The following is a 13,984-nucleotide window of genomic DNA, read 5'->3' on the forward strand; positions in this document are numbered from 1 at the left end:
GCGAACGCGCCGTCGAGCCACTCGCCGGCGCCCGCGGCGCCGCCGGCGTCGGTCACGCGCGCCAGCAGCTCGAGGGCCGCCTCGTTGGCGCCGCCGTGCAGCGGCCCCTTGAGCGCGCCGATGGCGCCGACGACGGACGAGTGCAGGTCGGAGAGCGTCGAGGCGATCACCCTGGCCGTGAACGTCGACGCGTTGAACGAGTGCTCGGCGTAGAGCACCATCGAGACGTCGAACGCCTCGACGTCGAGCGGGTCGGCCTCGCGGCCGAAGACCTGGTGCAGGAAGTCGGCGCTGTAGCCGAGGTCGTCGCGGGGCGCCACCGGGGGCAGGTCGTGGCGTCGGCGCTGGTCGTAGGCGATGACGGCCGGCAGGACGGCGAAGAGCCGGGTGGCCAGACGGCGGGTCTCGGCGGCGTCGTACTCGCCGGGGGCCGTGCTCCGTTCGGGCTGGGCGGCGCCGAGGGCGCTGACGGCGGTGCGGACGACGTCCATCGGGTGGGCCGAGGTGGGGATGAGGTCGATGACGTGCAGCAGACCGGGGGCGAGCGATCGCGCCGCGCGGAGCTCGGCGTCGAACGCGGCCCGTTCGGCGGCGGTGGGCAGCTCGCCGTGCAGCAGCAGGTGGGCGACGTCCTCGATGTCGCGCCCGGCCGCGAGCTGCTGCACGGGATAGCCGCGGTAGAGCAGCGAGTTGCTCGCCGCGTCGACCTTCGACACGGCGGTCCGGTCGACGACGACGCCGGCGAGCCCCTTGTGCAGATCGACGGTCGGGGCGGTGGTGGTGTCGCTCATGGTCACTCCTTCGTGAACAGATCGGTGTCGCATCGTGTCGCATCGGGGTGCCTCGTGTCGACCCCCGTTGCTGCCTTCCGGGAGGCGCGGTCAGCGCTCCACGGTGAAGTCGAAGACGTTCGAGTCGAACGTCGAGTAGCCCTGGTAGTCGATCAGGTCGTAGAGATCGCTGCGGTGCTGCATCCGCGTGAGCAGCGCCTCCTGGGTGCCGGAGGCCGAGATCTCGTCCAGCCCGCGCGCCGCCTCGCCCATCGCGAGGCGGAGCAGCGTGACCGGGTAGATGACCACCCGCACGCCGGCGTCGCGCAGCTGGTCGGCCGTGTGCAGCCGCCCCTTGCCGAACTCGGTCATGTTGGCGAGCACCGGGACGTCGACCGCCCGCGCGACGGCCTCGAACTCGTCGAGGCCGGTCATCGCCTCGGGGAACACGGCGTCGGCTCCCGCGTCGACCAGCGCCTTCGCCCGGTCGACCGCGGCCGCCAGCCCGTCGACGGCCCGGACGTCGGTGCGGGCCATGATCAGCAGGTCGGGGTCGCGTCGGCCGTCGGCCGCGGCCCGGATCCGCTTCAGGGCCGTGTCGAGGTCGACCACGGCCTTGCCGTCGAGGTGGCCGCAGCGCTTCGGGTTGACCTGGTCCTCGATGTGCAGCCCGGCGACCCCGGCGTCCTCCATCGTCTGCACCGTGCGGGCCGCGTTCATCGGCTCCCCGAAGCCGGTGTCGGCGTCGACGAGCGTCGGCAGGTCGGTCATCCGGGCGATCTGATGCGCGCGCTGGGCGACCTCGGTCAGCGTGGTGAGCCCGATGTCGGGCAGGCCGAGGTCGGCGCTGACCACGGCCCCCGAGACGTAGACGCCCTCGAAGCCCTTCCGCTCGATCAGACGGGCGCTGAGCGGGTTGAACGCGCCCGGCAGGCGGAGCAGCCCGTCGCCGGCGAGGCGCTCGCGGAACCGGCGTCGCTTCTCGGCGGGGGTCAGGGTCGAGTACAGCATCAGAACAGCCCGCCGGGCACGGCCTCGTCGGCCGACCGCAGCGCCCCGGGAGGCGCGGTGAGGGTCAGCCGCTGGAGCTCGCCCGCCCCCAGCTCGGGGAGGCGCTGCGCGGTGTCGAGGAACCTCTCGACCTCGTCGTCGGCGAGCACCCCCGTGGCGAGGGTGCGGAACTTCCGCAGGTAGTCGGCGCGCGCGAACGGGCGGGCGCCGAGAGGGTGCGCGTCGGCCACGGCGATCTCGTCGACGAGGCGCCGCCCGTCCGCGAGCTCGACCTCGATGCGCCCGCCGAACGCCTTCTCGGTCGGGTCGATCGAGTGGTAGCGGCGGGTCCACTCGGGGTCCTCCGCGGTCGTGATGCGCCGCCAGAGGGCGACCGTGTCGGCGCGGCCGGCGCGCTCGGGCGCGTAGCTGCGCTCGTGGTGCCACTCGCCGTCCTGCAGGGCCACGGCCACGATGTACGGGATGGAGTGGTCGAGCGTCTCGCGGCTGGCCGTCGGATCGTACTTCTGCGGGTCGCCGGCGCCCGAGCCGATCACGACGTGCGTGTGGTGGCTGGTGTGCAGCACGATCGACGCGACGGCCTCGGGGTCGCGCAGCTCGGGGTGCTCGCGGCCGAGACGACGGGCGAGGTCGATCCAGGCCTGGGCCTGGTACTCGGCGCTGTGCTCCTTCGTGTAGCTGTCGAGGATCGCCCGCTTCGACTCGCCCGCGCCGGGCAGCGGCACCTCGTAGTGCGCGTCGGGGCCGTCGAGCAGCCAGGCGATGACGCCGTCCTCGCCCTCGTAGATCGGGCTGGGGCTGGTCTGCCCGCGCATCGCCCGGTCGACGGCCTCGACCGCCTGCTTCCCGGCGAACGCCGGGGCGTAGGCCTTCCAGGTCGAGATGAGCCCCTTGCGCGACTGGCGGGTCGCCGTGGTGGTGTGCAGGGCCTGGGCGATGGCCTGGGCGATGGTGGCGGCGTCGAGGCCGAGCAGGGCGCCGATGCCGCCGGCGGCGCTGGGGCCGAGGTGGGCGACGTGGTCGATCTTGTGGGCGTGCAGGCTGATCGCCTTGACGAGGTCGATCTGCAGCTCGTAGCCCGCCGCGAGACCCCTCACGAGCTGCTCGCCGGTCGCGCCGACGTGTTGGGCGACCGCGAGCACGGGCGGGATGTTGTCGCCGGGGTGCGAGTACTCGGCGGCGAGGAAGGTGTCGTGGAAGTCGAGCTCGCGCACGGCGACGCCGTTCGCCCAGGCGGCCCACTCGGGCTGGATCCGGGTCGACTCGTCGAGCCCGAACACGGTCGATCCCTCTCGGCTGCCGCCTGCGGCGTCGGCCCGGTGACGGGAGGACTGGAGGCGCGCGGCGGCCTGGGCTCGGGCGGCGGCGACGGGCGCGCGTCCCAGGCTGGCGGCGGCGACGGCCGCGTTGTCGATGACCCGGTTGACGACCATGTCGACGACGTCGTCGTCGACGGGGACGGGGTCGACGGCGACGGCCGCCAGCTTGGCGGCCAGTTCGTCGGCCCGGGCGAGCGGGTCGTCGGAGCGGTGGACGTGCACGTCGTTGAGCATCACGCCCTCGACTCTAGGCGTGCGCGCCGGGGATGCGCGAGACGACGACGGCCGGGCGCGGACTCAGGGCCGGACGGCGGCGGTGGGCGCCGGCCGCGCCACGACGACGGCGACGACCCCGGCGAGCACGAGCGCGAGCCCGAGCCAGCCGGGCGCGGAGAGCCGCTCGCCGACGACGATCACCGCGAGGAGGGTCGCCACGAACGGCTCGAGCAGGGTCACCGTCGTGGCCCGCGAGCCCGGCACGGTGCGGAGGCCGCGGCCGAAGGCGAGGTAAGCGACGAACATCGGGCCGAGGGCGAGGTACGCGGCGATGCCGATCGATCCGCCCGACTGCAGCAGCGGGGCGCCGGTGAGCATCAGCACCGGGGCAAGCAGCACGGCGCCGACCCCGAACTGGGCCGCCATCGCCCCGCGTGACGGATGCCCCTCGTGCATCAGCCGCCCGGCGGTGTACGTGTAACCGGCATAGGCGAGGCCGGCGAGCAGCCCGAGGGCGACGCCGGCGACCAGGTCGCCCGACTCGCCCGAGCCGCCGCCGACCGACGCGGCCGACGCGTCGGGGCCGTGGCCGAACACGGCGAGCAGCGCGACTCCGACGACGGCCGCACCGGCCGACGCCGCCCAGCGGGGATCCATCCGACGCCGACGCTCGGGCGGGTCGACGAACCGCTCGAGCAGCGCCGCGAAGACGGGCGCCGTGCCGAGCGCGACCACGTTGCCGATCGCCACGCCGGCCAGCGACATCGACGAGTAGAACGCGAGCGGGTACGCGACGACCCCGAGCGCTCCCGGGAGGATCCAGCGCCAGCTGCGCGCGCCTCCTCGGAGCACCCCCGCGGTGAGCCGCGGCGCGGTCAGGGCGAGCAGCAGACCGCCGACGCACATCGTGGCCGCTCCGGTGGCGAGCGGGCCGACGTCGGCCGGGAGCAGGCTCGCGGCGGTGCCGGTGGTGCCCCAGAGGAGCGCGGCGAGCACGATGGCGTACATCACCCGTCATCGTAGGGCCTCCGGCGGGGTCCGCTGGGGGCGTCCGCAGCGCGCGTCCGCCGGCGCCGGGCACGGCCGAGGAGGCGCGGCGCGGGTCAGGAGGCGCTGCGCCGGTCAGGAGGCGCGGCGCCGTTCAGGAGGCGCTGCCCACCGCCTCCTGGGCGCTGAACCGCTCGACGAGGGCCCGTTTGAGGATCTTGCCGCTGGGTCCGAGCGGGAGCGCCTCGACGACGTGCACGACGCGGGGGAACTTGTAGGCGGCGATCTCGTCGGAGACGAAGCGGACGAGCTCGTCGGGCTCGACCGTCGCGCCCTCGCGGAGGACGACGGCCGCCTCGATCTCCTGGCCGTGCAGCTCGTGGGGCACGCCGAAGACGGCGGCCATGGTCACGTCGGGGTGCTGGGCGAGGACCTCCTCGACCTGGCGCGGGTACACGTTGTAGCCGTTGCGGATGATCATGTCCTTGGTGCGGTCGACGATCGTGAGGTAGCCGTCGTCGTCCTTCGTGCCGAGGTCGCCGGTGCGGAACCAGCCGTCGACGATCGCCTCGGCGGTGTCCTCGGGCCGGTTCAGGTAGCCGTTCATCAGGTTGTGTCCGCGGATGACGAGCTCGCCGATCTCGCCGTGCGGGAGCAGGGCGATCGAGTCGGTCACGGCCGGGTCGGCGATCTCGACGTCGACGCCCCAGATCGGGGTGCCGATGGTTCCCGGACGAGGGGTGCGCCCGACGTGGTTGAAGGTGGCGACGGGCGAGGTCTCGGTGAGGCCGTATCCCTCGTGCAGGGGCGCGCCGTAGACCTGCTCGAAGCGCTGGAGCACCGCCAGGGGCAGGGAGGCGCCGCCCGAGATCGCGTAGCGGAGGCGCGGGCGGGCCTCCGAGCGGGTGGCGGCGTCGAGCAGCGCCATGTACATCGTCGGCACGCCCATGAAGACGGCGCAACCGTGCTCGACCATGGCGGCGAGCGCGGCGTCGCCGTCGAACCGCGGGAGCATGACGATGGTGGCGCCGGCGCGGAACCCGGTGTTCATGGTGCAGGTCTGCCCGAAGGTGTGGAACAGCGGCAGGGCGCCGAGCAGGACGTCGCCGCGGGTGATGTCGAAGGTGCTCATCAGGTTGGTGTTGACCTGCTCGAGCAGCGCGAAGTGCGAGCCCTCGGCGCCCTTCGGCTGGCCGGTGGTGCCGCTCGTGTAGAGGATGGTGGCGGTGTCGAACGGGTCGCGGGGCACGTAGGTGTCGAGCGGCTCGGCGGTCTCGGCGAGCGCCTCCAGCCGGTCGTGTCCGGTGCCGTGCGGGTCGACGCTGGAGTCGGGGGCGAGCACGGTGACCACGTCGACGCCGGCCAGCGCGGCGCCGGCGGCGCCCTCGCCGAGCAGGGGTGCGGCGCAGACGAGGATGGTCGCGCCGCTGTCGCGGAGGACGTACTCGATCTCGTGGCGCTTGAGCAGGGCGTGGACGGGCACCGCGACGGCGCCGAGGGCGAGGGTGGCGTAGTAGACGCGGGGGAAGTCAGCGACGTTGGGCACGAGCATGGCGACGCGGTCGCCCTCTCCGACGCCCTTCTCGCGCAGGGCTCCGGCGTAGGCGAGGGTCTGGCTCCAGAGCTCGGCGTAGGAGGTGCGCTGGGCTCCCACGATGACGGCGACGTCGTCGGGGTAGCGGGCCGCCGATTCGGCGAGGATGGCGGCGACCGACGCGGTCGCGCGAGAGGGTGTGCTCATGTCCTGGTGTTCTCCGTCTCCGTTGACGACTAATCCTTCAGGATCATACGCCGCGCCGCCACACCCTCACTCCGGGGTCACGCCGCTCCGCCGCCGGCTCCCGCCCGGTCGTCGGGCTCTCAGTCGAAGCTGCCGCCGCCGTCGGCGTCGCGCGGCCAGTGACTCCTCCCCTGGCCCCGTCCGCTGAGGTTCAGCCGTCCGGCTCCGGGGCGGCCGCGCCTGACCGGGGCCGGGCTCGCCGGGGGTTCGGGCTCGCGGGCGTAGCCGCTGCGGACTCGGGCCCGATGGACCGGCTGGACCCAGCCGAGCTCCCGGACCGGCTGGCCGTCGCGCCAGGTGGTGCGCCATTCGTCGACGGCCTGGTCGACGAGGTCGAGCCAGTCGTCGGCGAGGAAGTGGTAGCGGGTGGGGCCGTCCTCGAGCACCCTGGTGAAGCCCGACTCCTTGAGGACGCCGAGGTGGTGGGAGACGCTGGACCAGCCCTTGCCCATGTTGTCGTAGACCATCGTGGCGATGTCTCCCGACGAGGCCGCGCCCTGGCACAGCAACTCGACGATGTAGTGGCGGACGGGGTCGCTCAGTACGACGAACGGGCTCACGCGGCGCGACCGGCCGCCGCGCGGGCTCATCGTCGGCGCATTCGGTCGGGGCCTCGGGTGGCCGGTGCGGCGTGCGTTCGAGGTCGCGTGCTCGCTCTCGAGCTATTACGCATCCATGCGCAGCAGTCCGACCAGGCACAGCGAGAGCCCTCCGGACGCGTCCGCGCTGTCGAGCTATTACGCATCCATGCGCAGCCCACCGACCACACACGGCGACAGCCCTCCGAACCCGTCCGCGCTGTCGAGCTATTACGCATCCATGCGCAGCAGTCGCTCTCCCGCCGTGCATGACGGCTCATTGCCGGACTCTCATCCCGGCCCCTCCCCGCTCTCATGAACTCGACGTCACCGAATCCGCGCCCGAGCCCGCTACGCATCGATGCGTAACAGCTCCACAGCAGACGCACGTCCTGTCCACGCACGACAGCACGGAACCCGCCACCCCGCCGCTCCCCGAACCCACTACGCATCGATGCGTAACAGCTCGAAAGCAGACGCACGCCTCGATCCCGAAGACGACGACCGAGCCCACCGACTCCAGCCCGCCACTCCCCGAGCCCGCTCCGCATCGATGCGTAGTAGCTCGCCCGTAGACGCACGCCCTGTCCACGCGCGACAGCACGGAACCCGCCACCCCGCCGCTCCCCGAACCCGCTACGCATCGATGCGTAATAGCTCGCGAGCGAACACGAGTCCGGACGCTGGATCCGCCCGCGGGTAGACCGTGACTCTCGCGCCGACCTCGATGCGCAGACAACCCCTGACGCGCGAGCGGACGATGACGCGACAGCAGACGACGGCCCGACAGCGCGACAGCGCGACGGCCCGACAGCGCGACAGCTCGACAGCCTCACGCGGGACGGTGAGCGCGAGAGGACCTGCATGACGAGAGAATGCCCCGCGACGCACCCCGCACCTCCTCGGCTCGGTTGCGCCTGGGGAGAACTCGGCGGCGGAGGCGGCGGGGGACGACTCGTCAGCGCTTAAGCTGGAACGCCCATGATCCCCACCATCACGTACCCCGCCGAGCTGCCGGTCAGCCAGCGACGCGACGACATCGCCGCCGCGATCCGCGACAACCAGGTCGTGATCGTCGCCGGCGCCACCGGCTCGGGCAAGACGACCCAGCTGCCCAAGATCTGCCTTGAGCTCGGCCGCACGAAGATCGGCCACACTCAGCCTCGCCGCATCGCCGCCCGCACCATCAGCGAGCGCATCGCCGAAGAGCTGGGCGACGAGGTCGGCGGCGTGGTCGGCTACCAGGTGCGGTTCACCGACAAGGTCGGCGCCGACACGCAGATCAAGCTGATGACCGACGGCATCCTGCTCAACGAGATCCACTTCGACCGCGAGCTCGAGCGCTACGACACGATCATCATCGACGAAGCCCACGAGCGCAGCCTCACCATCGACTTCCTGCTCGGCTACCTCAAGCAGCTCCTCCCCCGCCGCCCCGACCTCAAGCTCATCATCACCAGCGCCACGATCGACCCCGAGTCCTTCTCGAAGCACTTCGGCGACGCCCCGATCGTCGAGGTCTCGGGCCGCACCTACCCGGTCGAGGTGCGTTACCGCCCGCTCGTCGCCGACGACACCACGGGCGACGACGACGCCGACGCGGACGACGACGACCGGCAGGAGGCACGGGCCGGCGACCGCAGACAGCGCGCCGACGACAAGGACTACCTGCAGGGCATCAACGAGGCCCTCGACGAGCTCGCCCGCGAGTCGAGCGGCGACGTGCTCGTCTTCCTCAGTGGAGAGAACGAGATCCGCGACGCCGAGGAGTCGATCCGCGGCCGCAACCTGCCGCACACCGAGGTGCTGCCGCTCTACGGCCGCCTCAGCTCCGCCGACCAGCACCGGGTCTTCCAGCCGAGCACCACCGCGGGCACCCGGCGCCGCATCGTGCTCGCCACGAACGTCGCCGAGACCAGCCTCACCGTGCCCGGCATCAAGTACGTCATCGACGCCGGCACCGCCCGCATCAGCCGCTACTCCACCCGCGCCAAGGTGCAGCGCCTCCCCATCGAGGCCATCTCGCAGGCCAGCGCCAATCAGCGCTCCGGCCGCTCCGGCCGCACCAGCAGCGGCATCGCGATCCGGCTCTACAGCGAGACCGACTTCGAGAAGCGACCCGAGTTCACCGAGCCCGAGATCCTCCGCACCAACCTCGCCGCCGTCATCCTGCAGATGATCTCGCTGGACCTCGGCGAGATCGCGGCGTTCCCCTTCCTCCAGCCGCCCGACTCGCGCGGCATCAAGGACGGCCTCGACCTGCTGCGCGAGCTCGGCGCCGTCACCCAGGGCGGCCAGATCACCCGGGTCGGCAAGCAGCTGACCCGGCTGCCCATCGACCCGCGCCTGGCCCGCATGGTGGTTGAGTCGAAGACCCACGGCACCACCCGCGAGGTGCTCGCCATCGTCGCCGCCCTGAGCATCCAGGACCCCCGCGAGCGCCCCCTCGAACGACGCGCCCAGGCCGACGAGAAGCACTCCCGCTTCCGCGACCCGGCCGGCGACTTCATGACGTTCCTGAACCTCTGGAACCACCTCGAGGACAAGCAGAAGGAGCTCAGCGGCAACGCGTTCAAGCGCCTCTGCCGCGACGAGTTCCTCAACTACCTGCGGATCCGCGAATGGCAGGACGTCTACCGCCAGCTGTCCCGCGCCTCCCGCCCCCTCGGCCTCCACATCGGCGAGCGCAGCACCAACCCCGACGGCGTGCACCGCAGCCTGCTCGCCGGGCTGCTCAGCCAGATCGGCCTCTTCGACCCCCAGAAGAAGGACTACGTCGGCGCCCGCCAGTCGCGGTTCGTCGTGTTCCCGGGCAGCGCCCTCGCCAAGAAGCAGCCCGCCGCCATCATGAGCGCCGAGCTCGTCGAGACGAGCCGCCTGTTCGCCCGGGTGAACGGCGCCATCGACCCCGCCTGGGCCGAGGCCCTCGCCCCCGACCTGGTCAAGCGCAGCTACGGCGAGCCCCACTGGGAGAAGAAGCAGGGCGCCGTCGTCGCCTACGAGCGGGTCACGCTCTACGGCGTGCCGATCGTCGCACGCCGTCGCATCCAGTTCTCGCGCGTCGACCCCGCCTACGCCCGCGAGCTGTTCATCCGGCACGCCCTGGTCGAGGGCGACTGGGAGTCGCGCCAGGCGTTCGAGCGTCAGAACCGCGAGCTGATCCGCGAGCTGACCGAGGTGGAGGAGCGCACGCGCCGTCGCGACATCCTGGTCGACGGCGACGCCGCGTTCGAGTTCTTCCAGCGGCGCATCCCCGCCGACGTCGCCAGCATGCGCGACTTCGAGGGCTGGTGGCGGAAGGCCAGGATCGACACCCCGGACCTCCTCACCATGACCGCCGCCGACCTGCTCGGCGACGACGAGCCCGACGTCGACGAGCAGGGCTTCCCGAGCACCTGGCAGCAGGGCGATCAGACCCTGACCCTGCGCTACAAGTTCGAGCCGGGGGCCGACGACGACGGCGTGACCGTGGTCGTCCCCCTGCCGCTGCTGCCCCGCCTCGGACCGGTCGGGTTCGACTGGCAGGTGCCCGGGCTCCGCGACGAGCTCGTCACCTCGCTGATCAAGTCGCTGCCGAAGCAGATCCGCAAGAACGTGGTGCCGGCCGGCGACTGGGCGAAGAGGATCACCGACGAGCTGCCCGCCGCTCCCCCGGCGGACGTCGACGAGCCGTTCACCGCCACCGTCGCCGCGGCCATCAGGAAGCTGACCTACACGCCCGTCGCGGTCGACGACTTCGACCTGCACCGGGTGCCGGCGCACCTGCGGGTCACCTACGCCGTCGTCGACGACCGCGGCCGCACGGTCGGCGCCGGCAAGGACCTCGACGCCCTGCAGCACCGCCTGCGCGACGCCACCCGCGACAGCGTCGCCCGGGTCACGCAGGGCGGCGGCTCCGACGACCGCGGCCGCGGCCGGGGCAGAGGCCGAGGAGGCGCGGTCCCGCCGGGCGAGCACGGCGCCCCCCGGGTGGCGAACTCCCTCGAGCGCTCGGGGCTGACCTCGTGGGACTTCGACGAGCTGCCCGCCGTCGTCGACACCCGCCACGGCGACACGGTGATCCGGGCCTACCCGGCGCTGGTCGACCACGGCGACTCGGTCTCGATCACCCTGATGGCGACCCCGGCCGATCAGGCGCTCGCGACGCCCAAGGGCGTCCGTCGACTGCTCATGCTCGCGACGCCCTCGCCGGTCGCCTACGTGCAGCAGCACCTGACCGGCCCCGAGAAGCTCATCCTCGCGACCAGCCCGTACCAGAACACCGCGGCGCTGTTCGCGGACTGCCTCGTCGCCGTGGTCGACGACGTGCTCTTCCGGGTCAAGCCGGACGGCATGATCATGACGAAGAAGGAGTTCCTCTCGGCCCGCGACCGGGTCTCGGGTGCCGTCATGGACCAGATGTTCCAGACGGTGTCGCTCGTCGCCCGCACCCTCACCGCCGCCCGCGACGCCGACAGGGCCCTCAAGGGCGCCACGTCGATGAACCTCCTCGCGGCGCTGACCGACATGCGGCAGCAGCGCGACCGGCTGGTGCACCCGGGCTTCGTCTCGGCGACCGGTCTCCAGCAGCTGCAGCGGGTGCCGGTCTACCTGGTCGGCATCACGAAGCGCACGGCCAAGCTGCTCGAGAACCCGCAGCGCGATCGCGTGTGGTTGAGCGAGGTGCAGCAGGCGACCGAGCGGTACGAGTCGGCCGACGGGACGTTCCCGCCCGCCGAGACCGCGCCTCCTGCGCTCGTGCGCGCCCGCTGGATGCTCGAGGAGTTCCGTCTCAGCCTGTTCGCCCAGGACCTCCGCCCCAGCGAGAGCGTCTCGCTGCAGCGCATCGTCAAGGTGCTCGCCTCGGCCTGAGATCCGCGCCGGTCGTCGTCGCCGCTAGCCTGGTGCGATGCGCGCGACCGTGAAAGACGTGGCGGCCCGGGCGGGGGTGTCGCCGAAGACGGTCTCGAACGTCATCAACGGCGTCGTGCCGGTCAACGCCGACACCCGGGCGAGGGTCGAGGAGGCGCTGGTCGCCCTCGACTACGTGCCGAACCTCAGCGCGCGGGGACTCCGCAACGGCCGCACCGGCGCCATCGCCCTGGCGTTCCCCGACCTCGCCACCCCGTACAGCGCCGAGATGTCGCACTGGTTCGTCGAGGTCGCCCACGAACGGGGCTGGTCGGTCCAGCTCGAGCAGACCGGCCTGCGGCCCGAGCGGGAGGGCGAGCTGCTGCTGCGCGGCAAGGAGCACCTCGTCGACGGCCTCGTGCTGAACCCGACGAGCATCGACGAGAGCGCCATCGTCGGCGCCGAGTCGCTGCCCCCCGTGGTCGTGATCGGCGAGGTCGAGCAGAGCCTCGTCGACCAGGTGCGCGTCGACAGCGTCGCCGCGGCCCGCGACATGACCGACCACCTGATCGGGCTCGGGCACCGGCGCATCGCCGTGCTCGGCAGCTCGGGCGGCGACTTCGACACGGCCACGGCCCGGGCCCGCACGCAGGGCTGGGTGGAGGCGATGACGGCCGCGGGGCTCCCCGTCGGGGAGGACCTCCGCTGGTCGTGCCCGTCGTGGTCGCCCGGCGCCGCCGCCGCCGCGACCGCCGACGCCCTCGGACGCCACGGCGCCCCGGACGCCCTCTTCTGCTTCACCGACTCGCTCGCCATCGGCGCGGTCCACGCGCTCTGGTCGGCCGGGCTGAGCGTGCCGGGCGACGTCTCGGTCGCCGGCTTCGACGACGTCGCCGACGGACGCTTCATGACCCCGCCGCTGACCACCGTGAGCAACGACAAGCGGCTCTTCGCCGAACGGACGCTCGAACTGCTGGCCGCGCGGATCCTCGACCGCGACCGCCCGCCCGAGCTGGTGCTCATCCCGTCCACGGTCGTCGCCCGCGCCAGCACGGCCCCACGACGCGGCTGAACCCGGGGGAGAACGAGCGTCCCGCTCCCGCTAGGGTGAGCGGACCTCGACCGAAGGGCCGCTCATGAACACCGCCACCGTCGTCATCGCGCTGATCGTCTTCGCGATCGTCGCCCTCACCGTCGTCGTCGCCCTCCGCGAGCGTCGCGCCCGCGCGCTGGCCGCCCGCCTCGACACGGCCGACGCCGGCTCGGGCACCCGCGACCTGGCCGACGCGCTCCGCGAGCAGTCCGCCTCCCGCGGCGAGGCCGGCGGCTCGTCGTGGAGCGCGGCCGGCAAGAACTCCGCCGGCTGACCCCGGGGCGCCCCGCCGACCGCCGTCACGGACCGGTGCGGCCCCTACGATGAGACCGTGTCGACGCCTGCTGCACCCGTGCCCCTGCGGCGCTCCCCCGGAGTCCGGGTCGGCCTCTCGATCGCCGTCGCGACCGGCCTCTACGGCGTCTCGTTCGGGGCGCTCGCCGTCGCCTCCGGCCTGACGGTCGCCCAGGCCTGCGTGCTCAGTCTGCTGCTGTTCTCCGGCGGCTCGCAGTTCGCCTTCGTCGGCGTGATCGCCGGCGGCGGAGCGGGCTCCGCCGCCGCCGGCGCGGCCGCCCTGCTCGGCATCCGCAACGCGATCTACGGCATGCAGATCAACGCGCTGCTGCACCCCCGCGGCCTGCTCCGCCCCGTCGCCGCCCACGTCACCATCGACGAGTCCCTCGCGACGAGCACCGGCCAGTCCGAGCCCGCCGAGCAGCGTCGCGGCTTCTGGGTCGCGGGCGTCGGCGTCTTCGTCCTCTGGAACCTCTTCACCCTCGTCGGTGCGCTCGCCGGCGACGCGATGGGCGACCCTCGACGGTGGGGGCTCGACGGCGCCGCCGTCGCCGCGTTCCTCGCCCTGCTCTGGCCCCGGCTCCGGTCGCGCGACGCAGGGGCGATCGCGGTCGTCTGCGCCGTGGTGACCGTGATCGCGGTGCCTCTCGTCCCGCCCGGCGTGCCGATCGTGCTGGCCGCGGTCGTCGCCGCCGCCCTCGGCTGGTTCGGAGCGCGCGAGCCCCGACCCGACGAGCACCGACCCGACGAGCACCGAGGAGGCGCGGCGTGAGCACCTGGATCTGGATCGCCGTCGCCTGCCTGGTCGCGTACCTGACGAAGCTCGTCGGCTACCTCGTGCCCCGCTCGCTGCTGTCGAACCCCCGGGTGGCGCGGGTCGCCGGGACCCTCACGGTCGGGCTCCTCGCCTCGCTGACCATCGCCAACACGGTGGCGACCGGGCAGCAGCTGGTCGTCGACGCCCGACTCGGGGCGCTGGTCGCGGCGGGGATCGCCCTGGTGCTCCGGGCGCCGTTCCTCGTCGTCGTGATCGCGGGGGCGGCGACCGCCGCCGGGCTGCGCCTCCTCGGCCTCCCCTGAGCCGCGCACACCCGTCGGCTCGGTTC

General features: G+C 72.9%; 11 protein-coding genes. 5 read left to right on the forward strand and 6 right to left on the reverse strand.

Features of this window, described 5'->3' with window-relative positions; genetic code table 11:
- The 6 genes from FFA01_RS11200 to FFA01_RS11225 all read right to left on the reverse strand — a co-directional run.
- A partial coding sequence (locus FFA01_RS11200) for a citrate/2-methylcitrate synthase (protein WP_146856117.1) occupies positions 1–791 on the reverse strand: 791 nt, incomplete at its 3' end.
- A gap of 90 nt (positions 792–881) precedes the next feature.
- Positions 882–1,781: a methylisocitrate lyase gene (gene prpB, locus FFA01_RS11205; protein ID WP_146856119.1), complete on the reverse strand. Its 900-nt coding sequence runs from the start codon at positions 1,779–1,781 to the stop codon at positions 882–884.
- On the reverse strand, positions 1,781–3,334 hold the full coding sequence (locus tag FFA01_RS11210; RefSeq protein WP_146856182.1) for an MmgE/PrpD family protein: 1,554 nt from the start codon (positions 3,332–3,334) through the stop codon (positions 1,781–1,783). Before FFA01_RS11210 ends, prpB begins: the two co-directional genes overlap by 1 nt.
- A 63-nt stretch (positions 3,335–3,397) precedes the next feature.
- Entirely contained in the window at positions 3,398–4,324 is a 927-nt protein-coding gene (locus tag FFA01_RS11215) for a DMT family transporter (protein ID WP_146856183.1), read from the reverse strand.
- A 133-nt stretch (positions 4,325–4,457) separates the two neighbouring features.
- The gene (locus tag FFA01_RS11220; protein ID WP_146856121.1) at positions 4,458–6,044 is read right to left on the reverse strand and encodes a long-chain-fatty-acid--CoA ligase; all 1,587 of its coding nucleotides are present in this window, start codon (positions 6,042–6,044) and stop codon (positions 4,458–4,460) included.
- Positions 6,045–6,163: 119 nt separating this feature from the next.
- A complete protein-coding gene (locus FFA01_RS11225) occupies positions 6,164–6,673 on the reverse strand; it encodes an ArsR/SmtB family transcription factor (RefSeq protein WP_146856123.1) in 510 nt (169 codons plus the stop codon).
- Positions 6,674–7,642: 969 nt separating this feature from the next.
- Here FFA01_RS11225 and hrpA point away from each other — a divergent pair.
- The 5 genes from hrpA to FFA01_RS11250 all read left to right on the forward strand — a co-directional run bounded on the left by hrpA (position 7,643) and on the right by FFA01_RS11250 (position 13,958).
- Positions 7,643–11,512, forward strand: coding sequence for an ATP-dependent RNA helicase HrpA (gene hrpA, locus FFA01_RS11230; RefSeq protein WP_146856125.1), 3,870 nt, complete (start codon positions 7,643–7,645; stop codon positions 11,510–11,512).
- A gap of 37 nt (positions 11,513–11,549) precedes the next feature.
- Positions 11,550–12,563, forward strand: coding sequence for a LacI family DNA-binding transcriptional regulator (locus FFA01_RS11235; protein WP_146856127.1), 1,014 nt, complete (start codon positions 11,550–11,552; stop codon positions 12,561–12,563).
- Between the two features lie 64 nt (positions 12,564–12,627).
- A complete protein-coding gene (locus FFA01_RS11240; RefSeq protein WP_146856129.1) occupies positions 12,628–12,858 on the forward strand; it encodes a hypothetical protein in 231 nt (76 codons plus the stop codon).
- 57 nt (positions 12,859–12,915) lie between these two features.
- Complete coding sequence (locus FFA01_RS11245) at positions 12,916–13,650, forward strand: AzlC family ABC transporter permease (RefSeq protein WP_244289817.1); 735 nt, start codon at positions 12,916–12,918, stop codon at positions 13,648–13,650.
- Positions 13,647–13,958, forward strand: coding sequence for an AzlD domain-containing protein (locus tag FFA01_RS11250; RefSeq protein WP_146856131.1), 312 nt, complete (start codon positions 13,647–13,649; stop codon positions 13,956–13,958). The genes FFA01_RS11245 and FFA01_RS11250 overlap by 4 nt, the downstream gene beginning before the upstream one ends.
- Positions 13,959–13,984: the final 26 nt, after the last annotated feature.

Origin of the sequence: Frigoribacterium faeni (genome assembly GCF_007988805.1) — a bacterium.
GTDB lineage: Bacteria > Actinomycetota > Actinomycetes > Actinomycetales > Microbacteriaceae > Frigoribacterium > Frigoribacterium faeni.

Coding starts and splice junctions, on each gene's coding strand:
- FFA01_RS11210 (WP_146856182.1), bottom strand. CDS start 3,334: ATGCTCAACGACGTGCACGTCCACCGCTCCGACGACCCGCTCGCCCGG.
- FFA01_RS11220 (WP_146856121.1), bottom strand. CDS start 6,044: ATGAGCACACCCTCTCGCGCGACCGCGTCGGTCGCCGCCATCCTCGCC.
- FFA01_RS11240 (WP_146856129.1), top strand. CDS start 12,628: ATGAACACCGCCACCGTCGTCATCGCGCTGATCGTCTTCGCGATCGTC.
- prpB (WP_146856119.1), bottom strand. CDS start 1,781: ATGCTGTACTCGACCCTGACCCCCGCCGAGAAGCGACGCCGGTTCCGC.
- FFA01_RS11215 (WP_146856183.1), bottom strand. CDS start 4,324: ATGTACGCCATCGTGCTCGCCGCGCTCCTCTGGGGCACCACCGGCACC.
- FFA01_RS11235 (WP_146856127.1), top strand. CDS start 11,550: ATGCGCGCGACCGTGAAAGACGTGGCGGCCCGGGCGGGGGTGTCGCCG.
- hrpA (WP_146856125.1), top strand. CDS start 7,643: ATGATCCCCACCATCACGTACCCCGCCGAGCTGCCGGTCAGCCAGCGA.
- FFA01_RS11225 (WP_146856123.1), bottom strand. CDS start 6,673: ATGAGCCCGCGCGGCGGCCGGTCGCGCCGCGTGAGCCCGTTCGTCGTA.